This window comes from Arthrobacter oryzae (genome assembly GCF_030812315.1).
Lineage (GTDB): Bacteria > Actinomycetota > Actinomycetes > Actinomycetales > Micrococcaceae > Arthrobacter > Arthrobacter oryzae_B.
In genome coordinates, this window is the sequence record NZ_JAUSSM010000001.1 from 255,794 (window position 1) to 281,456 (window position 25,663).

Below are 25,663 nucleotides of genomic sequence, written 5' to 3' on the forward strand. Positions count from 1 at the left end.
TCCTAGAGCCAGCCCTTCCGTTTGAAAATGATGTACATCAGTACCGCCGTCGCGGCCATCATGGCAATCGCGAGGGGATAGCCGAGGGTCCAGTGCAGTTCGGGCATGTGGTCGAAATTCATGCCATAGACTCCGGCCACGAAGGATGGCGCGAAGAAGATTGCCGCCCACGACGAGATCTTCTTGACCTGCTCGTTTTGCTCGGCGCTCGCCTCGTTTTGCCGGTTGGCGGTCAGCGTGCCATCCAAGGTGAGCGCATTCTGCAGGATGTCGCGGAAGGAGTCCGCCCGGGAGACCAGCCGCTCCACGTGGTCCTCGACGTCGCGGAGGTGATGCTGAAGATCGGTGACCACCTCGTATTTGTCGAACCCGCGTTTGAGCAGCTGCATCATTGCAGGCAGCGGATGGATGGCGCGCTGGAACTGGATCACTTCGCGTGCCAGCTCATAGATCCGGCGGGAAACAGCGGAATCGCCGCTGAACAGCTGGTCCTCGATCTCATCGATGTCGTTTTCCAGTCCCGCCACAACGGGAACGTAGTCATCCACCACCTGGTCCATCAGGGCGTAGAGCACCGCTTCAGGCCCGTGTTTCAGGAGGTCCGGGCGCTCCTCCAGGCGTTGCCGTACGCGGGCCACGCCGGCGGTTTCCGCATGCCGGACGGTGACGACGAAGTTCTTGCCCGTAAAAATGTGGAGTTCACCGAACTCGACGGTTTCCGTCGCGTCGAGGTACCTGGCCGGACGGAGCACCGTGAAAAGGACGTCGTCATACCGCTCCAGCTTGGGGCGCTGGTGCGCGGAGATGGCATCCTCCACCGCGAGCCCGTGAAGGCCGAACTCCTTGGCAACGGCGGACATTTCAGCTTCTGTGGGCCGGTACAGTCCGATCCAGGCCATGCCGCCGTGGTCCGCCAGGGTCTCAAACGTTTGTTCAAGATTGTGCGGCTCGGCGGTGCGGCGGCCGTTGACGTACACGGCGTTGTCGATGATGGTCACGCGCCATTATCCCAGTCACTTGGCGCGTACGGCGGGCGCGGCGCTCTGGGCGAGCCTGCTGATGAGCGGCTCCGTGCGGTAGGGGATGTGCGTGTGCAGCGCAAGAACGGTCTCCGTGCGGATCACGCCCTTGATCCTGAGGATCGAGCGCAGTGCCGTCTGCAGGTTGTGGGTATCCGTGGCCACCACCCGGCACCAGACATCGCCCCGTCCGGAAATCTCGTGGACTTCCAGGACCTGCGGGATCAGGCGCAAGGCGCCCACCACGCCGTCGAGTTCCCGGTGGCTGACTTCGATCGTTACGAAGGCGACGACGTCGTACCCCACTGCCTCGAGGTCGATCTCCCGTCCGCCGTCATGCAGCAGGCCGGAGCGGAGCATCCGGCGGATCCGGGACTGCGCTGTATTGCGGGCGATGCCCAGCGAGTCGCTGAGTTCGCCGATCTGGACCCGCGGATCGCGGATCAGTTCCAGCAGGATCTTCAGGTCCGTGCTGTCCAGGCTGTTCAATTCGTCACTCCGGTTCATCGTGGCCAGGCATCCTTGACTGTTTTGATCAATTTTGCCACGAATCTTGGTGTTCAAGCTCAGATTTGTTCCATTCTGTAGGTATCAATTGTTTCGCCCGGACCCCGATTGTTCCCACAAGGAACGGACGGGGTCCGGCCCCCAGGCAAAGGCACGCACATGACTGTCTTCAGCGAACTCCGCATGCGTCCGGCCACCGCCGGAGGCTGGGCATGGGACGCTTCCACCACGGCACGGCTCGTCATGGCGGGCGTTGTGATCTTCACGCTGCTCGTCGGCGCGAACCTCGCAACCCCGCTGTACCCGCTGCTTCAGGCGAACCTTGGCATCGGGTCATTCGGAATCACGGTGGCGTTTTCCGCCTACGTGCTGGCACTCGTGTCCACGCTGATGCTTGCCGGGCACTGGTCAGACCACATCGGCCGCCGGGCCGCTCTGCTCCTTGCCGTCGTCGTAGGACTGGCAGGCGGCATTATTTTCGCCAATGCCCACAGCCTGGCGATGTTGTCCGCCGGCCGGGCCCTCCAGGGCATCGCCGTCGCCCTGGCCACCGGGGCCAGTTCAGCTGCGCTGCGCGAACTGCTGCCCGCCCGTCCAGACTGGGCCTCACGATTCACCCTGCTGGCATCCGCCGGGGGAGTGGCCGCCGGGCCGGCCATTGGCGGTGTCCTGTCCCTCCTGCCGGGGCCGACATCCACGCCGTACTACCTTCACTCGCTGGTCCTCATCGCCATGCTCGTCCCGCTCTACCTGCTGAAGGCGCGGCCGGCCATCTCGTCCGTTGCCGGGCCGCAGCCGTTGAAGGTGCTGGCGCCGCGCCGTCCGTCCGTTTCGAGCGAGGCCCGCGGCGCCTTCTGGCTGGCTTCAGCCGTCGGGTTCCTCAGCTTCGCCGTTTTCGGCTTCTGCCTCTCGCTCGCCCCAGGCTACTTCGCCCAGATCGTCGACGCCGATTCCCGCCCGCTCATCGGCGTGCTCGCCGGACTGACGCTCGGCGCTTCAGCCCTCAGCCAGTTGCTGGCAGTCCGCGGGCGGTTCGTGGTGCCGGCCGGCCTGGCCGTGCTCGCCGTGTCGGTGCTTTTGATCGCCGCCGCCGCATCCTGGAGCAGTCCGTGGCTGCTGATCGCGGCCAGCCTGGCCGCGGGCGTGGGCCAGGGAGTGTCTTTCCGGACCGTGTTCAACGACGTGGCAGGAAAAGTGGAGGCCTCGAGGCACGCGCAAATCATCAGCACCGTCTATGTGATCACCTACCTCGGCAGCGCACTCCCCGTGATCGGCCTGGGACTCGCGACGGCGGCGTACGGCCTGCAGGCGGCAGTGGCTGGTTTTGTGGTGATCTGCGCACTCCTTGCGTTCGTCCTGGCCGCGGGCACGCTTGCTGCCGCGGTCCGCCGACCGGCCTGAGCGGAGCGGTTGCAAAGAAACTGTTGCAAACGAATCATTGCAAATAAACTGTTGCAAAGAAATGCTTGCAAAGGTTTCTTTGCAAGCGTATTTTTGAAGCATGAACAGCTCACCGGAGACGGCCTCAGCCACGGGCCAGGATGCGGAAGCGGCCCGGGCCGCGGCGGCCAGCCCAATTGACGCAGTCCTGCCGTCGGCGGAAGACCAGCCGTTCCCGGTTCGCCGCGTGGATACCGTGTCGCTGAAGGCGCTCGCACACCCGCTGCGCGTGCAGATCCTCGAAATGCTCTCGCGCTACGGCGCGCAGACGGCCTGCAGCCTGGGCGAACTCCTTAACGAGTCCAGTGGTTCCACGAGTTACCACCTTCGCCAGCTGGCAAAGCACGACTTTGTCCGGGAAGTGGAAGGCAAGGGCACGGCGAGGGAACGCTGGTGGGAACGCCCCCGCGGGGCCATCCAGATCACGTCTCCGGAACTGGCAACCTCGCCCGCGACGGAGGAGGCCTCCCGGCTGGTCACCCGCGAGTTTGAACACAGCAGGCAGGCCGTGCTGGCGGACTTCATGGGGCATGGCAACGAAAGCCTTGATGCCGAATGGCTCCATGCGTCGCTCATCAGCACGGCGAATGCGCGGCTAACTGCGGAGCAGCTGGCGAGGTACACCCACGCCCTGGAGGCCTACGGCCACCGCCTGCTGGAGGACATCAGAAGTGAAGGCGAGCAGGAAGGCGCCCGCCCGGTCCAGATCCACTTGAATGCCTTCCCCATCCTTGGCGTGCCCGCTTCGGCGGGAGGCCGGGACCGTAACTCACGGAACGTACCAGCGCGGACCGCACAACCAGAGAACGCACAACCAGAGAACGCAGAACCAGGAATACCTGAAAGGAAAGTGCCATGAGTGCAGTGTCCGCCACCGGTGCAGCTGCCTGCAGCCCCTACCGCCGTCCGACCGTCGTCGAATCGGCTGCGGCCGGACTGGGCTCGGCGCTGGTCCGCTGGGCCGAACGCCGGCGTGTCATTCTCTCCGACTGGGCCCAACGCGAACGCGCCGCAACGCTCCGCCGCGAGCAGCTGGACGTGCTGCGGACCGACATCATGGGTGCCGCGCACTCCGGGCTCTACATCTGGCGCTAGGGGCCAGCCGCAGCCTGGAAACGCCGCAGCCTGGAAACTCAGTCGGGCAGCGGGCCGTGGTTGCCCTGGATGTGGTCGAACACCAGCGTGGTCTCGGTGTGGCCCACCACCGGATCAGTTGCCAGGTTGTCCAGGACCCAGTCGCGCAGGTCCTCGGTGGTGGCTACGGCAATGTGCAGCAGGTAATCCACCGAGCCGGACGTGTGGAAAGTGGAGAGCACGGCCGGGAGCCTGGGCACCCGGGACGTAAACCGGTCGATCTGTTCGCGGTCGTGGGCGCGGAGCCTGACGGCGATGAGGGCCTGGACGGAACGGCCGATGGCGGACAGGCTGAGTTTGGCTTCGAAGCCCTGGATGATGCCGCGTTCGGACAATGCCCGCGTGCGCATCAGCGCCGTCGACGGGGCTATGCCCACGAGCTCGGCCAGCTGTTTGTTCGAAATCCGGGCGTCATCCACCAGGGCGGCCAGTAGCCGCTCATCGATGGCGTCCAGCGGTTCAGTTCCCGCTCCGAGCCGAATATTCTTCGCACCGCTGCTCACAGGGCCTCCTCAAAGTGTTATGGGTTCATCATAAACCGCAATTTCCGACAGTTCCATTCATAAGCCCTGTGAAACTCCGAATTATTGCCAGATACTTGCCGGATTCAATGGCGAATAATTCAAAGGAGTCCCGTGCTATCCCTCGATTCACTGGCTGTCCATGCAGGCCGCAGCGGCCTCACTGAGCAGGGCGTCCACGCCGTGCCGATTGACCTGTCCACGACGGCACCGCTTCCATCAGTCCACGACGGCGGGCAGGCCTACGAACAAATGGCCACCGGCGGGGTGCATCTGGAAGGCCAAAGCACCGTCTACCAGCGCCTCTGGAACCCCACCGTGGCACGATTCGAGGAAGGCGTCGCCGTCCTGGAGGGTGCGCCCGAGGCCGTGGCGTTCGCCACCGGCATGGCCGCCCTATCGGCTGTCCTGCTCGCGACGGTGGCGGCCGGCAAGAAGCATGTGGTGGCAGTCCGTCCGCTCTACGGCGGGAGCGACCACGTCCTCGCCTCGGGCGTCCTGGGCACGGCGGTGACCTTTACAACGCCGGATGGTGTCCGCTCCGCGCTGCGTCCGGACACCGGGCTGGTCATCGTGGAAACCCCCGCCAACCCCAGCCTGGAGCTCGTGGACATCGCCCGGCTGGCCGCCGACGCCGACGGCGTCCCGCTCCTGGTGGACAACACGTTCGCCAGCCCCGTGCTCCAGCAGCCGCTCCGCCACGGCGCGGCGCTTGTGCTGCACAGCGCCACCAAGTTCCTCGGCGGCCACGGGGACGCCATGGGCGGTGTCGTGGCAGCTTCCCCGGAATGGACCACCAGGCTCCGTCAGGTCCGCGCCGTGACCGGCGGCATCCTGACTCCGTGGCCGGCCTACCTGCTCCACCGCGGCCTGGCCACGCTCCCGGTGCGCGTCCGGGCGCAGCAGGCAACCGCGCACAAGGTGGCCGCCGCGCTCGCCGGCCACGGGCTGGTGAAGGCTGTCCACTACCCGGGGCTCCCGGAGTGCGATCCGCTGGGGCTTGTGGGCACTCAGATGTCCGGCCCGGGTTCGCTGATGGCCTTTGAACTGTCCAGTGCGGAGCACGCCGAAAGGATTCCGGCCGAGGTCAGGATGATCACGCACGCCGTTTCCCTCGGCGGCATCGACACCCTCATCCAGCATCCGGCGGGGCTGACCCACCGGCCCGTAGCTGCCGAGGCAAAGCCCCATGCCAGGCTGCTGAGGCTGTCCGTCGGGCTGGAAGACGCAGCAGACATCGTGGCGGACCTGGAGCAGGCGATCGAGGGCACGCGCTAGCTGTACCGCTCTCAGGCTGGTTCCGGCTGCACAGCACCTTTCCGTCGCCCGTCACCCGAGGCGGGATGTACGACGGCGGTGATCACCGCCGTCGTACATCCCAGCCCGATGACGGCCAGGGCAAGCGCCGTCCAGCCGAACGACTGAAAGACCAGGCCGCCGGCCCAGCCAATGACGCTGGAGCCCAGATAGTAGGCGAGGTTGTACAGTGAGGCGGCCTGCGCCCTGCCCGTGGTGGCGATTCCTCCGGTCCAGCCGGCACCGATGCTGTGCGCGGCAAAGAATCCTCCGGTGAAGACCAGCAGCCCTGCCAGGATCAGCACCAGCAGTTGCGTCAATGTCAGCGCCAGGCCCAGGACCATCAGCACGATGCCTGCCAGCAGGATGGTCCGCCGTCCGAACCTTAGCGTGAGGCCGGCGGCCAGCCGGGAGGTCACCGTCCCGGACAGGTAGGCCACGAAGATGAGGCTGATCAGGGTGGCAGGTAGCCCGAACGGGTCCCCTGAGAGCCGGAATCCGAGGTAGTTGTAGACGGCCACGAAGCCGCCCATCAGCAGGAACGCCTGTACATAGAGGGCAAGCAGGCGGGGGTTGCGGAGATGGCCCGCCAGCGTCCTGGTGGCACCGCGGAAGCCGCTGGCCCGTGCCGGGGTGAAGCCGCGGGCCCTGGGCACCAGCACCAGGAAAAGGACGGCAGCGGCCGCTGCCAGAACCGAGACGGCCAATGTTGCCGCCCGCCACCCCCACAGTTCCCCGACGGGACCGGCAACAAGCCGCCCCGCGAGCCCGCCCAGCGTGGTGCCCGCGACGTAGGACCCTGCAGCCAGCGCTGCGTGCGCCTTGTGGACTTCCTCATTCAGGTAGGCAATGGCAATCGCCGGAATCCCGCCCAGTGCCATGCCCTCAAGCAGCCTGAGGGCCAGGAGGATGGGAAAAGTGGCGGCCAGGGGCGTCAGCAGGCCCAGTACGGTCGCAGCCGAGATGCCCAGGGTCATGGCGCGAACGCGGCCGATCCTGTCCGCGAGGAAGGACCACGGGATGACAGTGACGGCCAACCCCACTGTCGCAAGGGAGATGGTGAGGGCAGCTTCGGCCGCCGTGATCTGCAGGTCGGTTGCCATGATGGGCAGCACGGCCTGGGTGGAGTAGAGCTGCGCGAACGTTGCCACTCCGGCGAACGCCAGCCCCGCCAGGAGCCTTCCGTACGCGGCCGAACCTTTCGGATGGCCTTCCCAAGGCCCGGTTTTTGGCGGGGTGTGCGTTGAGGGCAAGGGCATGAAGCCAGCGTAGATGCCCCGGAGACATGCTTCCAATGCATGATTTACATAGAATAGATGCCTATATCGGATCAATCTGCGGGAGCCAGAGATGGACGTCGATCATAAACAATTGGTGCAGCTGCTGCCCTTGCTTCCCGTCCTGTCCGAGCTGGGGCGGACGCAACACGTAACGGAGACAGCGGAATTGCTCGGCATACCCCAGTCCACTGTCAGCCGGGCGCTCGCCCGTGCCAGTGCCGTCGTGGGCACTGAGCTGCTGATCCGTGACGGCAGGGGAGTCCGGCTGACTCCGGCGGCCAAGGCGCTGCTGCCGTACATCGACTCGGCGCTCAACGAGTTCCGGACGGGGCTGGATTTGGTGCGGCACGAATCTGAGGTGGTGCGCGGCAGGATCGCCGTGGCTTTCCAGCACACCTTTGGCGAGGCGACGCTGCCGCTGCTGATCAGCGTCTTCCGCAGCCGCCATCCGCAGACCGCGTTCGACCTCAGCCAGGGTGCCCGGGACACGTGCCTGGCCGAACTCGCGGCGGGAACCGCTGACCTGGCCCTGACGGCGCCCGTTGCAGCGGCGGGCCGGAGCACCGGCTCAGCCGCCCTGTACCGGGAACCGCTGCGGCTGGTGGTGCACCATGAACATCGCCTTGCCGGCCGGAAGAGCGCACGGATGGCGGACATCAGGCAGGATCCGTTTGTGGCGATGGGACCCGGATACGGCCTGCGCTCGCTGACGGACGCGCTGTTCCGCGAAGCGGGCCTCCGCCCGCGGATCGCCTTTGAAAGCCAGGATTCCCACACCGTCCGAGGCCTCGTGTCCGCCGGGCTCGGCGTCAGCATCCTTCCGCCCGGCGGACTGGCTCCCGGGCGGGCGGTAAAACCGCACACCGGCCACCTGGGCTGGGTGGAGGTGCCGCTGGAATCGGTCCTGGCATTCCGTGAAATCGGCCTCGCATGGCGGGAGCGCCGCGGCGGCCCTGAGGGCGAGCCGGACCAGGTCAGGCTGTTCCGGGAGCTGGTGGTGACCGAGGGGCCGGCGCTGCTGGCCGGACTGGTCCGGTCACGCTCGGAAGCCTGACGCCCAGCAGTCTCATCGGGCATGACTCAGCGGGACCGGCTCATCAGGCCGGCCGGCAGCCCCGGAATTCCCGGCGGATCAGGAACGGTCGGATCCGGCCAGCAGCCCGGCCATGATGGCCGAGACCGGGCCCGCTGCCGCCTGCTGCCATCCGGTTCCCGCCCAGAGATTGAGCCGCTCCGTATCACCTGCCGCGGCGGCCGCTGCGCGGATCGGTGCGGTGAGGTGATGGATTGCCGGGTACCCCTCCGGTGCATCCTCATGGTCCCGGGCGAACGAATTGGCCAAGGCCCGTGCCTGCCTGCCGGTGAAGGCACGCGTCAGGCGCGTCTCCGTGAAAACGGGGCTGGCGAGGGCGTCCTTGTGCAGCTGCCTCGCGCCGCTTTCATCGCTGCGGACAAACGCCGTGCCCAGCTGGGCCGCCGTTGCCCCGGCGGCCAGCACGGAGTCAAGGCCCGCGGAATCCATGATCCCGCCGGCCGCAACCAAGGGAACGCCGACGGCGGCCCGCACCTCGGCGATCAGTTCCGCCGTCGTACGGGGTCCGGGGGAGGCGGCCGCGCCGCCTGGGGTCAGGAACGCCCCGCTGTGGCCGCCCGCGCTCCCGTGCTGGACGGCAAGGGCGTCCGCTCCCCGCTCCACTGCCAGCAGGGCTTCGGCCTTGCTGGTGACTGTTGCAATGACCATGGAGCCGGCCCGCTTGAACGCGCGCACTTCGTCCTGCTCCGGCAGCCCGAAAGTGAAGCTCACGAACTCCACCGGGTCGGCCAGCAGGGTGTCCACCTTGCCCTGCCACTCGTCATCGTCGTCGAGCCGCAGTTCGGGAAGCGACACCCCGTAGCGCCGGGCGTCCGGCTCAAGGCTCCGCCGGTAGTCCTCCAAGGCTGCTTTGACGGGGGACGGCGGGTTCAGCTGGGCCCTGTCGGGCACAAAGAGGTTCATGCCGAATCGGGTACCGGCGGACCGGAGCTCGCGTATCTCGGCCTCCATGGCCTCCACGCCCTTATAGCCCGCCGCGAGGAAACCCACGCCGCCCGCGTGGTGCACGGCCTGCACGAACCGGGAAGTTGACGTGCCCCCGGCCATGGGAGCCGCGATGATTCTTGTACCGAATATGGCGTCTGTCATTCCCTGCTCCCTGTAACGACTCAGTAGTCTGTTCACGTGACTAATTCTGACAACCTGCCGGCAACGGATTCTGTTCCTTCCACCCTCAGGGCCCCTGCCGTACCGGCCGCCACTCAGGCTGGTGCGCAGGCCGGCGCAGTGATCGGCCTGGACATCGGCGGCACCAAGACACGCGGTGTCCGCTTCGAGAACGGGCAGGCCGTGGCCGATGAAAGCGTCGGCAGTTCAAACGTGCAAAACGTCAGCCGCGAGGAGGCGGCCCTGCACCTGGCCGAGCTCTTTGCCCGGATCGGCGGAGGCGCGGTGGCTCAGGTCTACGCCGGAGCCGGCGGAATCGACACGGACGAGGACGCAGCTGCGCTCGCGGCGCTGATCGCTCCGCATGTGCCGGGGGCGAAGATCACGGTGGTCCACGACTCCCGGCTCTTGCTGGCGGCCGGCGGGACCAGCACCGGCGTAGCGGTTATCGCCGGCACCGGCTCCGCGGCCTGGGGCAGGAACGCGGAGGGCGAGGAAGCCCGTGCGGGCGGTTGGGGCTACCTGCTCGGGGACGAGGGCAGCGGCTATTGGCTGGGGCGCGAAGCTGTCCGCCACAGCCTCCGCCGGATGAACCAGGGTTTGGAGCCGGACGAACTTACCGCGGCGCTGCTGCGGTCCTGCGGCATCGACGACCCCAACAAGCTCATTGCCCTTTTCCACTCGCCGGAGACCGGGCGCCGCTTCTGGGCGCAGCAGGCCCGGTTTGTGGTCGAGGCCGCGGACGCGGGTCACGAAACCAGCCAGGCGCTGGTTGAACAGGCAGGCCGGGACCTGGCGGGCCTGACAGCCCAGGCGTTGACGAAGCTGGGGATCAAGGGGCCGGTGATCCTCGGTGGCGGCCTTGGCATGAACGTGCCACGCCTGCAGGAATCCTTCACGCGCAGCCTTGCCGCCGAAGGCGTCACGGATGTGCGCGTGCTGGAGCAGGATCCCGTCTTCGGCGTCCTGCAGCTGGTGGCCGAACAGAGCTAGAGCCGTCCCGGACTCCGAATGAACGGGGCCGTTGGAGCGTGTGCCGGTCAGGAACGCGTGCGCGGGCGGAGCGGGACGCCGGGCAGTGCAGGAGCGGGAATGCGCCCGGCTTCGGCCCCGGCTTCCGGGCCATGACCCCGGACCAGGCCAAAGCGTGAGGCCTCGGCGTCCGGGTCCGGAAGTCCGGCCTGGGCTTCCCAGTCCTGGCGCGCCTGGGCCACCTCGTCATGGGTCCGGCCCACGAAATTCCACCACATCAGCAGCTCCTCCTGGAACGGTTCCCCGCCCAGCAGGATGAAGCGCGTGCCCGGAAGCGCATCCAGTTCAAGCAGTTGGCGGCCCGTGCCGAGGTAGCCCAGCGGACCCGGCGGAACGTCCTGGCCGTCGATGGCAATTCCGCCGTCGAGCACCAGCACCGCATGCTCAAACTCCGGGTCGAGCGGCAGCGTGACCGGGCCGGTGCAGCTGATGTCCGCTCCCACAATCGGGGAGTACATGGTGGCCGGTGAGGCCTTTCCGGCGAAGCTTCCCACCATGACCGTTGCCGTGAATCCTGCTCCGGCGACCTCCGGCAGGTCCCGGTGCTGCTCGAATGCCGGAGCCCGGTGACGCTCACCGTCCGGCAGGGCGACCCACAGCTGAAGGCCCCGCTGCAGCGGAAGCTCCGGCCCGCCGTCGTGCTGATGGTGCGGCAGTACGGCGAACTCGGAGTGGGAGACGCCGTGGCCGGCGGTCATGATGTTGAGCTCGCCCGGACGCACGACCACGTCGCTGCCGACGCTGTCGCGGTGCCTGATGTTGCCGGCGAGCGGCCAGGTCACTGTCTGCAGGCCGGTGTGCGGATGCGGCAGCACGGACATGGCAACCCGGTCCGGACCAAAGCTGTCCAGGAAGCACCAGGCGCCGACGGTGGGAAGGCCCCGTTGCGGAAGCGTCCGCAGGACGTTCATGGCCCGGACTCCTCCCAGCGGGACCTCCCGTGCCGGCCACAACTGCAGGCACGGCCCGTTTCCGGCATATCCTCCGGGCTGTCCGGGCGGGCACAGTTCTTCCCTGGGGCTCACTTCAAGGTTCGTCACAGACCAACTCTAGGCCGAACGCCCGGCTACCGGCAGTAGCCCCCGCCCAAGACCCCTAGCCAAGCCGGGGCCCGGCGGTTTACCCTTGAAAAGCCGCCGGCGGGAGCGCCGGTGAAGCGGACGGCCCCACGCGAAAGTCGTGGCCGTGAACTCGGGGAGGTGGACACGATGACTGCAATATTCCTGCGCGCCAGGCGCCTCAGCAAAGTCATTAGTCCTGCCCCGGACCAACGCATGTCCTGACCCGCACCGGCCTGAATCACCGGGCCTGAATCATCGGGCCTGAATCACCGCGCGCACATCGCACCGGCTGACTCAAGCAGCGGAGTCCATGCAACGGGGCCTCACCAGAGGTTCTCCATTGAATTCAACTTCAGGTCACGTGCTGACCTCAGATTTTCCAGCAACCAACAATTCAACTTCACCTCACGGGCAACCTGCGCTTGCCGGACCCGTGCAGTTCGGCTTCACCCCCTCAACGGCGGTTCTGTTTGAGGCCCACCCCGTCCCGGGCGGAGTGAGCCCGGGACGCGTGGTCCGGGTCGACCGGAACAGGGTCCTGGTCGCGGGGGCAGCAGAGCTCTGGCACTTGCCTTACCCCGCCCACGGCGAGGTTCCTGCCACCGGGGACTGGGTCTGGCTCGGGACCAATGCTGTGGGGGAACCCGCCGTCATCAGCGTGCTGCCGCGTCAATCGGCGCTGAGCCGCAAGCGGGCATTTGAAGCGTCCTCGGAAGCCCAGGTCCTGGGCGCCAACGTGGATGTGGTGGGCGTCGTGGTCCCCGTGGACCGGCCGCTCACCCACAACCGGCTCGAGCGGACGCTCGTGGCGGCGTGGGATTCGGGGGCCACTCCGCTGGTGATCATCACCAAAGCGGATCTGGCAGACATCGCGGACGACGTCGTCGGAAAGGTCATCCTGCAAGCCGCCGGCGTGGAGGTGGTCACCACGTCCGCGGAACACGGCGATGGCCTCGATGAACTGCTCAGTCATATGCCGGCCGGCGGGACGCTTGTCCTGCTGGGGCCTTCCGGCGCCGGCAAGTCCACGCTGATCAATGCCCTCGCGGGGCACCGCGTCCAGGAAGTCGGTCCGGTCCGCGCGGGGGACGGCAAAGGCAGGCATACCACCACGTCCCGTGAGCTCGTTCCGCTGCCCGGCGGAGCTGTGCTCATGGACACCCCCGGGGTGCGCGGGTTCGGGCTCTTCGACGCGGACGACGGGATGGGGGAGATGTTCGGCGACCTGGAGGAGCTGTTCGCCCAGTGCCGCTTCGCCGATTGTGCGCACGACCGGGAACCCGGCTGCGCTGTCCAGGGCGCGCTCGCCGACGGGACCCTGGAGATGCGCCGTTGGGAGAGCTACCTCAAGCTCCAGCGCGAGCTTGCGGCCCTGAACCGCCGGCATGACGTGGCAGCCCGGCGGGCTTACCAACGGGAATGGCACCAGAAGGTGGTGGTGGCCGGAAAGAGCCAGCGGGCGGCCGAGCGTTACGGGCAGGAAGGGGCAGGCGACCGCGCCGGCGGGGACGGAAAGCGGGGTAAACGGAAGAACAGGTGACGTGGCGCCAGGGAGGGGCGCAGCGGTGCCGGACTGCCCGGATGACGCGTCCGGCACCGCCACCCATCCAAAAGGCGCAGGTCACCGAATGCTTACGGTAACCGCGGCACCGCTGACTTTGGCTTGGCCGCTGGTTACGCTGTGTAATACCTGCTTTACAGCCGAAAATCAGCGAGCTTATGATCTTCTGGCTTGTCCGTCCGATGTTGCCGCCCAACAGTTAGGTAAGCCCGGAAATGGCTGAAGCCATGATCAAATTCCAGAGCGTCACCAAGCAGTACCAGAGCGGGCAGCCGGCCGTTGACAACCTGACCATGTCCATCGATAGGGGCTCCATCACGGTTTTTGTTGGTCCGTCCGGGTGCGGGAAGACCACCTCCCTGCGGATGATCAACCGCATGGTGGAGCCCACTTCGGGCACCATCACCGTGGACGGGAAGGACGTCGCGTCCGTCCCCGCCGCGCAGCTGCGCCGGTCCATGGGCTATGTCATGCAGTCCTCGGGCCTGATGCCGCACCGTTCAGTGCTGGACAACATCGCCACGGTCCCGCGGCTGAACGGGGTCTCCAAGGCGGAGGCGCGCCGGCGCGCCCAGGAACTGCTCGACGTCGTCGGGCTCGCTTCGGTGCTCGGCAAGCGATACCCCTCCCAATTGTCCGGCGGCCAGCAGCAGCGCGTGGGCGTTGCGCGAGCCCTCGCCGCTGACCCGCCCGTGCTGCTGATGGACGAGCCCTTTAGCGCCGTGGATCCGGTGGTCCGCGACGAATTGCAGCAGGAACTCCTCAGGCTGCAAAGGGACCTCGCCAAGACCATCGTGTTCGTCACCCATGACATCGACGAAGCCACCGTGCTCGGGGACAAAGTCGCCGTCTTCGCCACCGGCGGAAAGCTGGCACAGTACGCCACGCCGGAGGAAATCCTGCGCGCCCCAGCCAACGACTTTGTGGCGTCCTTCGTGGGCAAGGACCGGGGATTCCGCCACCTGGCATTCAGCCCGTCCGACGCCGTCATTCTCCACGATGTGCCCACCGTTAGCCACAGCGACCTGGAGGCCGGTGCGGCCGGTGCTTCCGCTGACGACTGGCTGCTCGTGGTGGACGCTGGCTCCCGCCCGCTGGGCTGGACAAGCCCCGGTGCGGGCTCGGCACTCATCCCCGGGGGATCGCTCTTCCGGAAAGGGGAGACCCTCCGCCGGGCCTTGGACGCGGCCCTCTCCTCACCTTCGGGGCTGGGTGTTGCAGTGGACGCCGACGGCCGGCTTGCCGGCGTCCTCAAGGCGGATGAGGTGCTGGCGGTCATTGAATCGGCCCGGCTGGTCCGGCAGGGCGCCCTCTGATGGAATGGTTCCTGGCCAACAGCGGGCGGGTGTTCGAGCTCGCCGGCCAGCATCTGGTGCTGGCCATCCTGCCCATGGTCTTTGGTTTGCTGCTCTCGATTCCGCTCGCCCAGTTCGCCCGGCGAAACAGGACCCTGCGCTCCGTGGTGGTCACGGCCACGTCCCTGCTCTACACGGTGCCGTCCCTCGCCCTGTTCATCATCCTGCCCTCCATCCTGGGGACCAGGGTCCTGGACCCGGTCAACGTGATTGTGGCACTCACGATTTACGCGGTGGCCCTCCTGGTGCGGGCCGCGCTCGACGCTTTCGACTCGGTGGATGAGGACCTTCGCCAGGCGGCCGTTGCCATGGGCTTCAAGCCCGGTGCGCGCTTCGTCCAGATCGATCTCCCGCTTTCCCTGCCAGTGCTGTTCGCCGGGCTGCGCGTGGTCTCGGTCAGCAACATCTCGCTCGTGAGCGTGGCCGCCCTGCTGGGCATCGGGAACCTGGGGATGCTCTTCACCTCCGGCCTCCAACGGGGCTTCATTACCGAGGTGGTGGTCGGAATCATTGCCATTTTGGTTCTGGCACTTGTGATGGACGCGGTGCTCGTGCTCCTCGAACGGATCCTGACGCCGTGGACCAGGGCCGCAGCAAGAACGGACAAGGCCGGCCTTGCTTCGGCGGCGGAGCGGTTGTCCGATGTCCGGGCAGGCGGTGCGTCCGCATGAGCAACGTCTTCACGGACACGTTCGCCTGGCTGGGGGACCCCCTGCACTGGGCCGGAAGCACGGGAATCCCTGTCAGGCTCGCGGAGCACCTCCAGTACACAGGCCTCGTGATGCTGATCGCCACGGCCATTGCAGTCCCAATAGGCCTCTATGTCGGGCACACCGGGCGCGGCCGGGTGGCGGTTGTTGCGCTGGCCGGGGCGCTGCGGGCACTGCCAACGCTTGGCCTGCTGACTCTCTTCGTCCTCTTGGCCGGCATCGGACTGATGCCGCCGATTTGGGCCCTCGTGATTCTGACGGTGCCGCCGCTGCTCGCCGGCACCTATGCGGGGATCGCCAGCGTGGACCGGAACGTGGTGGACGCCGCCCGCGCCATGGGCATGACTGAATTACAGGTGCTGTTCCGGGCCGAAGTCCCCAATGCCCTGACGGTAATGTTCGGCGGATTCAGGACCGGCGTGCTGCAGGTGATCGCCACCGTTTCAGTAGTTGCCTACATCAATCTGGGCGGCCTGGGCCGGTATCTTTTCGACGGCCTGGTGTTGTCCGATTTTCCGCAGATGCTGGGCGGTTCGCTCCTGATAGCCGGACTGGCCATTGCCGTCGACGTGATTCTCGCCGTTTTCCAGAGGCTGTTCCTTTCCAGGAGAGTCCCTGCCACGCCAGACCGGAGCCAGCAGGCGCCGGTTGATCTCACAGACCCCGTGTCCGCGGAGCCTGTTCTTCAAGGAGGTACGTCATGAAGGAAACCCACTCAAGAGTCCTGGGCCGCCGCGCGTTCGGCGGCCTGGCAGCCGGCGTCGGGCTTGCCCTGACGCTGTCCGCCTGCGGCGGAGGGTCGGATCCCCTGGGAAGCGCACCTGCCACGGGCGGCTCAGAATCAGGTTCCGCGCTGGTAATCGGTTCGGCGGACTTCCCCGAAAGCCAGATCATCGCAGAGGTCTACGCGGGTGCCCTGAACGCGGCTGGCGTGACTGCAAGCACCAAGCCCAACATCGGCTCCCGCGAGGTCTACTTCAAGGCCGTCCAGGACGGTTCCGTTGATGTCATCCCCGATTACAGCGGCAACCTCCTGCTGCACGTGGACAAGGAAGCCACCGAGGTATCGGCGGACGACATCTACAAGGCCCTCCCGGCCAAGCTGCCCGAGGGACTGGCCGTGCTGGAGGCTTCCAAGGCTGAGGACAAGGACGCCATGGTAGTGACCAAAGCAACGGCGGAAAAGTACCAGCTCAAGTCGATCGAAGACCTCGCCAAGGTCTGCAGTGAGCTGGTGGTTGGCGCCCCGGCTACATTCGCCGAGCGCGCCTACGGACTGCCTGGCCTGAAGAAGAACTATGGCTGCGAGCCCAAGAAGCTGGAACCGTTCAGCGACGGCGGCGGCCCCATCACCGTCAAGGCTTTGCTCGAGGACCAGGTGCAGGTCGCGGACATCTACACCACAACGCCCGCGATCGCCGACAATGACCTTGTGGTCCTGGAAGATCCCAAGAACAACTTCATCGCCCAGCAGGTCCTGCCGCTGTACAACGAGGCCAAGATGACGGACAAGGCCAAGGAAGCGCTCAACTCCGTGTCCAAAATCCTCACCACGGAAGACCTCATCAACCTCAATCGCGCCGTCAGCGGCACCCAGAAACAGAACTCGAAGGACGCAGCCGCGGCCTGGCTCAAGGACAAGGGCCTGGTTAAGTAGGCGGAAGCCCGACGGCGCCTGCCGGACGTGACAGCGTCCGGCAGGCGCCGTCGTCGTTCCCGGCTGTCCTGCGGGCCCGTGCAATGCCGGCTTCCTGTGTGAGTCAAGTCTCAGCTGAAGTACATCCGCCATATGGCATATTTGATGGATGGCAGAATTCAAGCAGTCCACCAAGCTTCATAATGTCCTCTACGACATCCGTGGACCGATTCTTCAGGCCGCCCAGCAGATGGAGGCAGAGGGTCACCGCATCCTCAAACTGAATATCGGAAACCCGGCCCCGTTTGGTTTTGAAGCGCCGGACGCCATTTTGGTGGACATGATCCGCCACCTGCCGCATGCCCAGGGCTACAGCGATTCCCGCGGCATATTTTCCGCACGGACCGCCGTGTCGCAGTACTACCAGACCCGCGGGATCCAGAACATCCACGTGGATGACATCTACCTCGGCAACGGCGTCAGCGAACTGATCACCATGTCCCTCATGGCGCTCCTCGACGACGGTGACGAGGTCCTTATCCCCACGCCGGACTACCCGCTGTGGACCGCCTCCGTGGCCCTCGCGAGCGGGCGGCCCGTGCACTACCTCTGCGACGAGGAATCCGGCTGGCAGCCGGACCTGGAGGACCTCGAATCCAAGATCACCCCCCGCACCAAGGGAATCGTGGTGATCAACCCGAACAACCCCACCGGCGCGGTGTATCCCGAGGAGACCCTCAAGAAGATCGTGGCCCTGGCCGAAAAGCACGGGCTGGTCCTGTTCGCGGATGAAATCTACGAGAAGATCCTGTACGAGGACGCCGTCCACGTGAACCTTGCCGGCCTCACCGGCGACGACGTCCTGTGCCTGACCTTCAGCGGACTCTCCAAGGCCTACCGGGTGTGCGGTTACCGGGCCGGCTGGATGGCGATTTCCGGGCCGAAGAAGGACGCCGCCGACTACCTCGAAGGCATCAGCCTGCTCGCCAACATGCGCCTCTGTGCCAACGTCCCGGCGCAGCACGCCATCCAGACGGCTTTGGGCGGATACCAAAGCATCAACGACCTGATCCTCCCCGGCGGGCGCCTGCTCGAACAGCGGAACAAGGCCTACGACATGCTCAACGCCATCCCCGGCGTCAGCACGCAGCAGGCGAGGGGGGCGCTCTACCTGTTCCCGAAACTGGACCCTGAGGTCTTCCACATCCGCGACGACGAAAAGTTTGTCCTGGACCTGCTCCGCGAGCAGAAGATCCTCGTCTCCCACGGACGGGCCTTCAACTGGGTCCGGCCGGATCACTTCCGGATGGTCACCCTGCCCAACGTGAAGGACATCGAAGAGGCAATTGGCCGCATGGGGGACTTCCTGAGCCGGTACCAGGGGAACTAGCCTGATGGCAGCAACGCCGCCCGGTGGATCCCGGGCGGCGGCAGCCGGAGCGGGCCGCCTGAGGCGGAGTTCCGGACTGGCGGCACATCGGCGGAAGGCTAGTCATGGCAAGCATCGAAACGTTCAAGGAACACCCCTCGGCGACCCTCGCAGCGGGTGACGGGTTCAAGCTCGCGGATGTGGACCCTGAGTCGACGCCGGGATATCCGGGCGGCAAATCGGATGGACAGGCCCTTCTTGCCGAACTCGACGGCAAGCTCGCGACGCTGCAGGAGAAGTTGTTTGCCGAAGCCAAGTTTGGTGGCAGCAAGCGTGTCCTGCTGATCCTCCAGGCCATGGACACCGCGGGAAAAGGCGGCATCGTGGCACACGTGGTGGGCGCCATGGATCCGCAGGGTGTGCAGCTCAAGGCGTTCAAGGCACCCACCGACGAGGAAAAAGCCTACGATTTCCTCTGGCGGATCGAGAAGGAAGTCCCCGCAGCCGGGATGGTGGGTGTCTTCGACCGGTCCCACTACGAGGATGTGCTCATTCACCGGGTCCGCGGCTGGGCCTCGCCGGAGGAGTTGGAGAGACGCTACGCTGCGATCAACGAATTTGAAGCCAGGCTAACGGCGTCCGGCACCAGGATCGTCAAAGTGATGCTGAACATCAGCCGGGATGAACAGAAAGCCCGCCTCCTTGCGCGGCTGGATGATCCCTCGAAGCACTGGAAGTACAGCAGCGGCGACATGAAGGAGCGCGCCTTCTGGGACGACTACATGGCCGCTTACCAGGCGGCCTTCGACAAGACGCACACCGAGGTGGCGCCCTGGCATGTGGTTCCGGCAAACAAGAAGTGGTACGCGCGCATCGCCGTGCAGCAGCTGCTGCTCCAGGCTATGGAAGACCTTAACCTGGAGTGGCCCGCAGCCGAGTTCGATGTTGCCCTGGAGCGCGGTCTGGTGGAAAGGTCCTGACCCGTCCGCCGAGGACCCGGGCGGTCTAGGACTCCGGTCCGGCCTGGTTCCTGGCCGCGGCCAGGCGTTTGCGGGCGCCTTCCAGCCATTCCTCGCAGCGCTTGGCCAATGCCTCGCCCCGCTCCCACAACGCGAGTGAATCCTCCAGGCTGGCGCCGCCGGCTTCCAGCTTGCCCACCACGGCCACGAGCTGTTCGCGGGCCTCCTCGTAGCTCAGTCCTTCGATGTCCGCGTTCGGTTTCTGTTCTGCTGCCAATGTGCTGCTCCTGAGGGTAGTAAGTGGACTGGACGCTGCCGGCAATTGTCCGGCAGCGCGCTGGTTCAGTTGTCGGAAACCTGCTGGTTGCCGGTGGAGCGGGCCGAAAAGCTGCCTCCGGCGACCCGTACGAACAATTCGGAGCCTTCCGGTGCCTGCGACGGGTGCCGCACGACGGCCCCCTGGCCATCCGCAGCCGGCTCCGTCCCGGCCATCTGGACCACGGCGTAGCCGCGGTCCAGTGTCTGTTGCGGTGAGAGGGAACGCACCTGGTTGCGGAGGTGGACGATCTGGTCGGCGGCCCTCAGCACGGCGGTGCTGATGGCGGCGCGTGAGCGGCTGCTCAAACGGGCCACGTCTTCGGCGCGGGTGCTGACCATGGCTTCCGGCGAGGCGAGGACAGGCCGCGAATGCAGGGAGGCCATCCGGTCGGATTCACGTTCCACCAGCCGCGTCACGCCGCGCCGGAGCTGGTCGCGGGCCTGCCGCACCCTGGTGAGTTCTTCCGCGACGTCGGGAACGATCCTCTTGGCGGCATCCGTGGGCGTGGACGCCCGGAGGTCGGCCACATCGTCGAGGATTGGCCGGTCCGCCTCGTGGCCGATTGCGCTGACTACGGGTGTGGACGCACTGGATACTGCCCGGATCAGGTCCTCATTGCTGAAGGGGAGCAGGTCCTCCAGCGCACCGCCGCCGCGGGCAATGACGATGACGTCAACGTGGGGATCCGCATCGAGTTCCCGCAGCGCGCCAACGATCTGGGACACGGCGGTGTTTCCCTGCACAGCCACTTCCCGGACCTCGAATTCGACGGCGGGCCACCGGAGCGCGGCGTTGCGGAGCACGTCCTTCTTGGCGTCGGAGTCGCGTCCTGTGATCAGTCCGATCCGGTGGGGGAGGAGCGGCAGGCGTTTCTTCCGGGAGTCCGCAAAGAGGCCTTCCAGGGAAAGCGCGTGGCGGAGCCGTTCGATCCGCGCCAGCAGGTCTCCGAGCCCCACCGGCCGGATGTCCTTCACGGACATGTTGAGGCGTCCGGTCTTGAGCCAGAACTCGGCCTTCAGGAGGGCCACCACCCTGGAGCCCCGTTCCAGCGGAACCTCTTGGCGGTCCAGCACATTCGACCAGATGGAGGCTGGCAGGGAGATTTCGGCGTCGACGTCCCGGAGCGTCATGAAGGCACTGCTGCCGCGGCGGTTCAACTCGATAACCTGGCCCTCGACCCAGACCGAGGGGGTCCGTTCGATGTGGGCCTTGAGTTTTTGGGACAGGAGTTGCAGGGGCCACGGATTGTCCGGACTTGTATCCGCAGCCGTCGCCGGAAGCGTGGTTGCCGCGGGCGTGTTGTCAGACACGGGCGGATCGTGCTGTGGTGGTGGCCTGGGGCATGGGAATCCTTTGCGGTGGCAGTGCATCAAAACGGAATGGCATCAAACCGAATCAACTCTATCCATAGCTCTATCACTGTCCGCCGACATTTTCGCTTCCCCGCCGGCGCCCCTAGGATGGCAGTACCGCCCACCAAACCTAGGAATCACTTGCGCACTTTTGTCTCAGCTGCCGCCGTCATCCTTGGCCTGCTGCTGGCCGCCGTCGCCGTTCCGGCCATCTGGGTGGACCGTAACATTGTCCAGGAGGACGGGTTCGTGTCCCTCGCCGGCCCGCTGGGCAAGGACAGCGTCTTCCAGGAAAGGCTGGCTGCCACCGCGGTGGGCAGCATCGATCCGGCCGGGCAGATTCCTGAACCCTTCGCGGAACTCGTGCAGCCGATCCTGGACTCCGCCGCCAAATCACTGACGACCCTCCCCGGTTATCCCGCGGCGTGGGAGGAAACGCTGAGGAAGAGCCACCGGCTCAATTTCGCGGCTTCCGGGACCGCCCAGTCGGAGGCAGAACCGTCCACGTCCCTCACCCTTGATGTGGCACCCCTGGTGGGCCTGCTGACCCAGCAGATTTCGGATGCAACGAAAGTGCCGCTGGAGGCGCCGGAGCGGACGCTGATCGACATTGGGCAGCCTAGCCAGCGGCAACTCGTGGACCAGGTGTCGGCCTACGCACCCCTGGGTTATGCGTTGGCGGGGGGATCGGCGATCGCCCTGCTGCTTGGCTTAAGTGCCGCACGCCGGCGCTGGACTGTGCTGGTGGGCGCCGGCGCCGGAGCGCTGGTGCTGGCGGCGGCCTGGAAACTGGGCTCGGACGCAGCGGGCCTTGCGGTCGCCGGAACTGCCAGCGGGAACGAGGTGGCTGACATTTTCAAGAGCGAATTCGTGGCCGCGTCCTCCGACAGGTTCGGGCAGTGGATCCTGGCAACGCTCATCGCCGGCGCCGTCCTCATTGTGGCCGGCGTCATTTCCCGCGTTGCGGCCGGCGCCGGCCGCGCCTTGCGTTCCCGGTAGCATTGAACAATGACCACCTCAGCTGTCTCCATCCCCATGCCTTCAATTCCGCGGAGGCGCCGTTCGCCTGAGGACGTGCTGGCTGCGGCTCCGGTGTCAGGTCCCAAGAAGGTTCTGCTCGCGGCTCCCCGCGGCTACTGCGCCGGAGTGGACCGCGCCGTCATTGCCGTTGAGAAGGCGCTGGAGCACTATGGTCCGCCGGTTTACGTCCGCAAGCAGATCGTCCACAACGTTCACGTGGTCAGCTCCCTCGAGGAGAAGGGCGCCATCTTCGTTGACGAGACCGATGAGGTCCCCGAAGGCGCCCTGGTGATTTTCTCGGCCCACGGAGTATCTCCCGCTGTGGTGCAGTCGGCCGAAGACCGCGGCCTGCGCACCATTGACGCCACGTGTCCGCTGGTGACCAAAGTGCACCGCGAAGCTGTCCGCTTTGCCAAGGACGACTTCGACATCCTCCTCATTGGCCACGACGGCCACGAGGAAGTTGAAGGAACAGCCGGTGAGGCACCCGAGCACATCCAGATCATCAATGGCCCCCACGAAGTGGACAAAGTGACGGTCCGAGACCCGGAAAAGGTCATCTGGCTTTCGCAGACCACGCTGAGCGTGGATGAAACGATGGAAACGGTCCGGCTGCTCAAGGAGCGCTTCCCGACACTGCAGGATCCGCCCAGCGACGACATCTGCTACGCCACCACCAACCGCCAGGTGGCCATCAAGAAGATTTCCCCGCAGGCCGACCTGGTCATCGTGGTGGGCTCCGCCAACTCCTCCAACTCCGTGCGCCTCGTGGAAGTTGCCCTGGAATATGGCGCAAAAGCCTCCTTCCGCGTTGACTTCGCCAATGAAGTGGACGAGGCCTGGTTCGAAGGGGTTGCCACGGTTGGCGTCACGTCCGGTGCATCCGTTCCGGAAGTGCTGGTCAAGGACGTGCTCCGGCTCCTTTCGGACTATGGCTACGGTGCCGTGGAGGAAGTGGTCACTGCAGAGGAAGACCTGCTCTTCTCGCTGCCGAAGGAGCTCCGTGCGACGCTGAAGAAATCCGGAGACGTGACCCGCGCCCTGGGCGGAAACAAGGCGCGGGCCTGACCCCTCCGGGGTCCTTTCCCTCGCGCGGGATTAGGCGGCTGATTCCTCCGACTGCAGTTCGGGGGCGGCCACTGAACGCGGGGTCACTTCGATGGCGGGCGGGGTGGTCAGCCCCTCGGCTTCAAGGGCGTTGAGCTTTCGGGCCGTGGGCAGGACGCGGGCTTCAAGCGTCCCGACCATCGAGTTGTACCGGTCAACGGAAGTCTTGAGGGATGACCCCAGCTTGGTCACGTTGTCGCCCAGCGTTCCCATGCGCTCGTAGAGCTGCCGGGCCAGCTCAAAGAGCTCCCGGGCACTGTCCGTCAGCACGTCCTGGCGCCAGGTGAACGCCACCGACTTCAGCACGGCCAGCAGAGTGCCGGGGGAGGCGAGGACAACGTTCTTGTTCAAGGCATAGTCCAGCAGGCCGGGATCGGCTGCCAGCGCGGCGGCCAGAATTGATTCCGCCGGCAGGAAGCAGATCACCAGTTCGGGTGAATTACCCGGGATGTCCCAGTACTTCTTGTTGCTCAGGGCGTCCACATGGGATTTCAATGCCTTTGCGTGTGCCGTCAGCAGCGCACTTTGGCCGTTGAGGGCCGACCCGTGCTGTTGGCGTCCGGAGGAGGGCCCCAGGTCCTGGGCTTCAAGGTAGGACGCCAGCGGCACCTTGGCGTCGACCACAAGTTGCTTCTCGCCGGGGAGCTGGACCACGAGGTCGGGCCGAACGGCATTCCCCGCCCCTGCGCTGTGGTGCTGCTCATGGAAATCCACGTGGCGGAGCATGCCGGCGGCTTCCACCACACGCCGCAGCTGGACTTCGCCCCACTGGCCGCGGGCGCTGTTGGACCGCAGGGCGGACTCGAGGGCGTGCGTTGAGCGAAGAAGCTGTTCGTCGGAGAGACGGGCTTCCTGCAGCTGCTGTGCCAGCTGTCCGTACTGCTCCAGCCGGTCACGCTCCAGCAGCGACACCTGCTGCTGTACTGCCGTCAGCTTCTCCGCCACGGGTGCCAGGGCCCGCAGGACGCTGCCGTCCTGGTTGCGTGACTCGCCGAGCTCCCTGTTCTGTGCCGACAACAGGCGCCGCTCGGCGTCGGCCGCCGCGAACTGCGCGCTGACCTCCGAAAGACGGGCCGAGACGCCGTCGAAATCCTGCTCCAGGGCAACGTTCCGCCGCCGGAACACCACGTAGGTGAAGGCGGCGCCAATCACGGCGCCGAGAATCAGCATCAGCAGGGCAAGTATCAGTGCAAAAGCGTCCATGTGTTCACTTTGGCACGGGCCCCTGACATTTTTAGCGCAGGCTCACGCGCGGCCACGCGGCCGGCCACCGCCTGGCACGCTGCCGACGAGCAGGCCCGCCCGCGAACTGCTGCGGTGAACGGGAACGGGCTGCCGCATGGTTCCGGACCGATTACCGGTAGAATCAATGCTCGTGGCTCTTACTATTGGCATCGTCGGACTGCCCAACGTCGGCAAATCAACCCTTTTCAACGCACTGACCCGCAACCAAGTGCTGGCCGCGAACTATCCGTTCGCCACCATCGAGCCGAATGTCGGCGTCGTGAACCTGCCGGATCCCCGCCTGGCGAAGCTGGCGGCCATCTTCGGATCCCAGCGGCTGCTGCCCGCCCCGGTGTCCTTCGTGGACATCGCCGGGATCGTGAAAGGCGCGTCGGAGGGCGAAGGCCTGGGCAACAAGTTCCTCGCCAACATCCGCGAGGCCGAAGCGATCGCCCAGGTTGTCCGTGTGTTCGATGACCCCGATGTCATCCACGTTGACGGCAAGGTCGATCCCCGCTCGGATATGGAGACCATCAACACCGAGCTGATCCTGGCCGACCTTCAGACCATCGAAAATGCGATTCCCCGGATCGAAAAAGAAGTCAAGATCAAGAAGCGGGAAGCTGCCGAGCTGGCTGCCATCAAGGCGGCCCAGGCTGTGCTGGAACGTGGCGACACTATTTTCGCCTCGGTCAAGAGCGACAAACTGGAGATGGAACACCTCAAGGAGCTCAGCCTCCTGACCGCCAAGCCCTTCATCTACGTCTTCAATGCGGACGAAGGCATTCTTGGCAGCCCGGAGAAGCAGGACGAACTGCGGGCCATGGTTGCCCCCGCGGACGCCATCTTCCTCGACGCCAAGCTCGAGTCCGACCTCGTCGAGCTGGATGAGGAAGAGGCCCGCGAAATGCTGGAGATGAACGGCCAGGACGAATCGGGCCTTGACCAGCTGGCCCGGGTGGGTTTCCACACGCTCGGACTGCAGACCTACCTGACGGCAGGGCCCAAGGAAACGCGCGCCTGGACCATCCACCAGGGCGACACCGCCCCGCAGGCGGCCGGCGTGATCCACTCCGACTTCCAGCGCGGTTTTATCAAAGCCGAAGTTGTCTCGTTTGACGACCTCATCGACGCCGGTTCCATGGCCGAGGCGAAGGCCCGCGGCAAGGTCCGCATCGAAGGCAAGGAATACGTCATGTCCGACGGCGACGTCGTGGAGTTCCGCTTCAACGTGTAGCAGCAGCGCCGCAGCGACTCGTCTGATGGCAAGCCACAGTCAGTGATTGAGCATTAACAGCACAAGCCCCGATTCCCTTGGATCGGGGCTTTTGCTGTGATTGGACCCGGTCCAGCGCGGGCCGTCGCGCATCAAGGTTCTCCAACGATTTAAAGCGGCACAGCTTGCCCATTGTTGCAGCTCGGTAACAACCTTTACCCATGGGCAACTTTGGTCCCACGGGCGCACCTTTCGGGTTTAGGCTACTGCTCATGTGAGGCCAGCCACATTCTCACTGGGGGAATGGGCGGTCTGGCCGGCGCCTACAGCGGCGGTCTTTTCAAA

At 65.9% G+C, this 25,663-nt stretch carries 25 protein-coding genes; 16 read left to right on the forward strand and 9 right to left on the reverse strand.

Going from position 1 to position 25,663, the window contains the following annotated elements:
* Positions 1 to 2 precede the first annotated feature (2 nt).
* Positions 3 to 998 (reverse strand): magnesium/cobalt transporter CorA, encoded by a 996-nt coding sequence (corA, locus tag J2S97_RS01250; protein WP_307045788.1) that lies wholly within the window; start codon positions 996 to 998, stop codon positions 3 to 5.
* Positions 999 to 1,013: 15 nt separating this feature from the next.
* Entirely contained in the window at positions 1,014 to 1,526 is a 513-nt protein-coding gene (locus tag J2S97_RS01255) for an Lrp/AsnC family transcriptional regulator (protein ID WP_307045792.1), read from the reverse strand.
* A 159-nt stretch (positions 1,527 to 1,685) separates the two neighbouring features.
* On the opposite strand from J2S97_RS01255, the gene J2S97_RS01260 reads away from it, so the two are divergent.
* The 3 genes from J2S97_RS01260 (at position 1,686) to J2S97_RS01270 (ending at position 4,061) form a co-directional block, all read left to right on the forward strand.
* Entirely contained in the window at positions 1,686 to 2,927 is a 1,242-nt protein-coding gene (locus tag J2S97_RS01260; RefSeq protein ID WP_307045794.1) for an MFS transporter, read from the forward strand.
* A 100-nt stretch (positions 2,928 to 3,027) separates the two neighbouring features.
* Entirely contained in the window at positions 3,028 to 3,825 is a 798-nt protein-coding gene (locus J2S97_RS01265) for an ArsR/SmtB family transcription factor (RefSeq protein ID WP_307045796.1), read from the forward strand.
* The gene (locus tag J2S97_RS01270; RefSeq protein WP_307045798.1) at positions 3,822 to 4,061 is read left to right on the forward strand and encodes a 2-nitropropane dioxygenase; all 240 of its coding nucleotides are present in this window, start codon (positions 3,822 to 3,824) and stop codon (positions 4,059 to 4,061) included. Before J2S97_RS01265 ends, J2S97_RS01270 begins: the two co-directional genes overlap by 4 nt.
* A 38-nt stretch (positions 4,062 to 4,099) precedes the next feature.
* Here J2S97_RS01270 and J2S97_RS01275 read toward each other — a convergent pair whose 3' ends face one another.
* The gene (locus J2S97_RS01275; RefSeq protein WP_307045800.1) at positions 4,100 to 4,603 is read right to left on the reverse strand and encodes an Lrp/AsnC family transcriptional regulator; all 504 of its coding nucleotides are present in this window, start codon (positions 4,601 to 4,603) and stop codon (positions 4,100 to 4,102) included.
* A gap of 132 nt (positions 4,604 to 4,735) precedes the next feature.
* Between J2S97_RS01275 and J2S97_RS01280 the strand changes: the two genes are divergently transcribed.
* Positions 4,736 to 5,899 (forward strand): trans-sulfuration enzyme family protein, encoded by a 1,164-nt coding sequence (locus J2S97_RS01280; protein ID WP_307045802.1) that lies wholly within the window; start codon positions 4,736 to 4,738, stop codon positions 5,897 to 5,899.
* An 11-nt stretch (positions 5,900 to 5,910) separates the two neighbouring features.
* Here the strand turns inward: J2S97_RS01280 and J2S97_RS01285 are convergent, their stop codons facing one another.
* Positions 5,911 to 7,176 (reverse strand): MFS transporter, encoded by a 1,266-nt coding sequence (locus tag J2S97_RS01285; RefSeq protein ID WP_307045804.1) that lies wholly within the window; start codon positions 7,174 to 7,176, stop codon positions 5,911 to 5,913.
* Positions 7,177 to 7,267: 91 nt separating this feature from the next.
* On the opposite strand from J2S97_RS01285, the gene J2S97_RS01290 reads away from it, so the two are divergent.
* Entirely contained in the window at positions 7,268 to 8,251 is a 984-nt protein-coding gene (locus J2S97_RS01290; protein ID WP_307045806.1) for a LysR substrate-binding domain-containing protein, read from the forward strand.
* 78 nt (positions 8,252 to 8,329) lie between these two features.
* Here the strand turns inward: J2S97_RS01290 and J2S97_RS01295 are convergent, their stop codons facing one another.
* Positions 8,330 to 9,379: a nitronate monooxygenase gene (locus tag J2S97_RS01295; RefSeq protein ID WP_307045808.1), complete on the reverse strand. Its 1,050-nt coding sequence runs from the start codon at positions 9,377 to 9,379 to the stop codon at positions 8,330 to 8,332.
* Between the two features lie 36 nt (positions 9,380 to 9,415).
* On the opposite strand from J2S97_RS01295, the gene J2S97_RS01300 reads away from it, so the two are divergent.
* A complete protein-coding gene (locus J2S97_RS01300; RefSeq protein ID WP_373460474.1) occupies positions 9,416 to 10,390 on the forward strand; it encodes an N-acetylglucosamine kinase in 975 nt (324 codons plus the stop codon).
* Between the two features lie 47 nt (positions 10,391 to 10,437).
* Here the strand turns inward: J2S97_RS01300 and J2S97_RS01305 are convergent, their stop codons facing one another.
* Positions 10,438 to 11,469 (reverse strand): pirin family protein, encoded by a 1,032-nt coding sequence (locus J2S97_RS01305; protein WP_307045810.1) that lies wholly within the window; start codon positions 11,467 to 11,469, stop codon positions 10,438 to 10,440.
* A gap of 361 nt (positions 11,470 to 11,830) precedes the next feature.
* Here J2S97_RS01305 and rsgA point away from each other — a divergent pair, with 361 nt between their 5' ends.
* The 7 genes from rsgA to J2S97_RS01340 all read left to right on the forward strand — a co-directional run bounded on the left by rsgA (position 11,831) and on the right by J2S97_RS01340 (position 19,101).
* Positions 11,831 to 13,030: a ribosome small subunit-dependent GTPase A gene (gene rsgA / locus J2S97_RS01310; RefSeq protein WP_307045812.1), complete on the forward strand. Its 1,200-nt coding sequence runs from the start codon at positions 11,831 to 11,833 to the stop codon at positions 13,028 to 13,030.
* Positions 13,031 to 13,266: 236 nt separating this feature from the next.
* Entirely contained in the window at positions 13,267 to 14,367 is a 1,101-nt protein-coding gene (locus J2S97_RS01315; RefSeq protein WP_307045814.1) for an ABC transporter ATP-binding protein, read from the forward strand.
* Complete coding sequence (locus tag J2S97_RS01320) at positions 14,367 to 15,077, forward strand: ABC transporter permease (RefSeq protein WP_307045815.1); 711 nt, start codon at positions 14,367 to 14,369, stop codon at positions 15,075 to 15,077. Before J2S97_RS01315 ends, J2S97_RS01320 begins: the two co-directional genes overlap by 1 nt.
* Positions 15,074 to 15,820: an ABC transporter permease gene (locus J2S97_RS01325; RefSeq protein WP_307045817.1), complete on the forward strand. Its 747-nt coding sequence runs from the start codon at positions 15,074 to 15,076 to the stop codon at positions 15,818 to 15,820. Before J2S97_RS01320 ends, J2S97_RS01325 begins: the two co-directional genes overlap by 4 nt.
* Positions 15,817 to 16,773, forward strand: coding sequence for an ABC transporter substrate-binding protein (locus J2S97_RS01330; protein ID WP_307045820.1), 957 nt, complete (start codon positions 15,817 to 15,819; stop codon positions 16,771 to 16,773). Before J2S97_RS01325 ends, J2S97_RS01330 begins: the two co-directional genes overlap by 4 nt.
* A 148-nt stretch (positions 16,774 to 16,921) precedes the next feature.
* On the forward strand, positions 16,922 to 18,142 hold the full coding sequence (locus J2S97_RS01335) for a pyridoxal phosphate-dependent aminotransferase (RefSeq protein ID WP_307045822.1): 1,221 nt from the start codon (positions 16,922 to 16,924) through the stop codon (positions 18,140 to 18,142).
* 104 nt (positions 18,143 to 18,246) lie between these two features.
* Positions 18,247 to 19,101 carry a polyphosphate kinase 2 family protein gene (locus tag J2S97_RS01340; RefSeq protein WP_307045824.1) on the forward strand — a complete coding sequence of 285 codons (855 nt, stop codon included), beginning with the start codon at positions 18,247 to 18,249 and terminating at the stop codon, positions 19,099 to 19,101.
* 25 nt (positions 19,102 to 19,126) lie between these two features.
* Here J2S97_RS01340 and J2S97_RS01345 read toward each other — a convergent pair whose 3' ends face one another.
* Together J2S97_RS01345 and xseA are read right to left on the reverse strand one after the other, a co-directional pair.
* Positions 19,127 to 19,357: an exodeoxyribonuclease VII small subunit gene (locus J2S97_RS01345; protein ID WP_104172140.1), complete on the reverse strand. Its 231-nt coding sequence runs from the start codon at positions 19,355 to 19,357 to the stop codon at positions 19,127 to 19,129.
* A gap of 65 nt (positions 19,358 to 19,422) precedes the next feature.
* Positions 19,423 to 20,709 carry an exodeoxyribonuclease VII large subunit gene (xseA, locus tag J2S97_RS01350; RefSeq protein WP_307045826.1) on the reverse strand — a complete coding sequence of 429 codons (1,287 nt, stop codon included), beginning with the start codon at positions 20,707 to 20,709 and terminating at the stop codon, positions 19,423 to 19,425.
* 183 nt (positions 20,710 to 20,892) lie between these two features.
* On the opposite strand from xseA, the gene J2S97_RS01355 reads away from it, so the two are divergent.
* Both J2S97_RS01355 and J2S97_RS01360 read left to right on the forward strand, forming a co-directional pair.
* Entirely contained in the window at positions 20,893 to 21,750 is an 858-nt protein-coding gene (locus J2S97_RS01355) for a hypothetical protein (RefSeq protein WP_307045828.1), read from the forward strand.
* 9 nt (positions 21,751 to 21,759) lie between these two features.
* On the forward strand, positions 21,760 to 22,839 hold the full coding sequence (locus J2S97_RS01360) for a 4-hydroxy-3-methylbut-2-enyl diphosphate reductase (RefSeq protein ID WP_307045830.1): 1,080 nt from the start codon (positions 21,760 to 21,762) through the stop codon (positions 22,837 to 22,839).
* Positions 22,840 to 22,869: 30 nt separating this feature from the next.
* On the opposite strand, the gene J2S97_RS01365 is transcribed toward J2S97_RS01360, so the two are convergent.
* Positions 22,870 to 24,081, reverse strand: coding sequence for a DNA recombination protein RmuC (locus tag J2S97_RS01365; RefSeq protein WP_307045832.1), 1,212 nt, complete (start codon positions 24,079 to 24,081; stop codon positions 22,870 to 22,872).
* A gap of 172 nt (positions 24,082 to 24,253) precedes the next feature.
* Between J2S97_RS01365 and ychF the strand changes: the two genes are divergently transcribed.
* Entirely contained in the window at positions 24,254 to 25,339 is a 1,086-nt protein-coding gene (gene ychF / locus J2S97_RS01370; protein ID WP_307045834.1) for a redox-regulated ATPase YchF, read from the forward strand.
* The last annotated feature ends 324 nt before the right edge of the window (positions 25,340 to 25,663 follow it).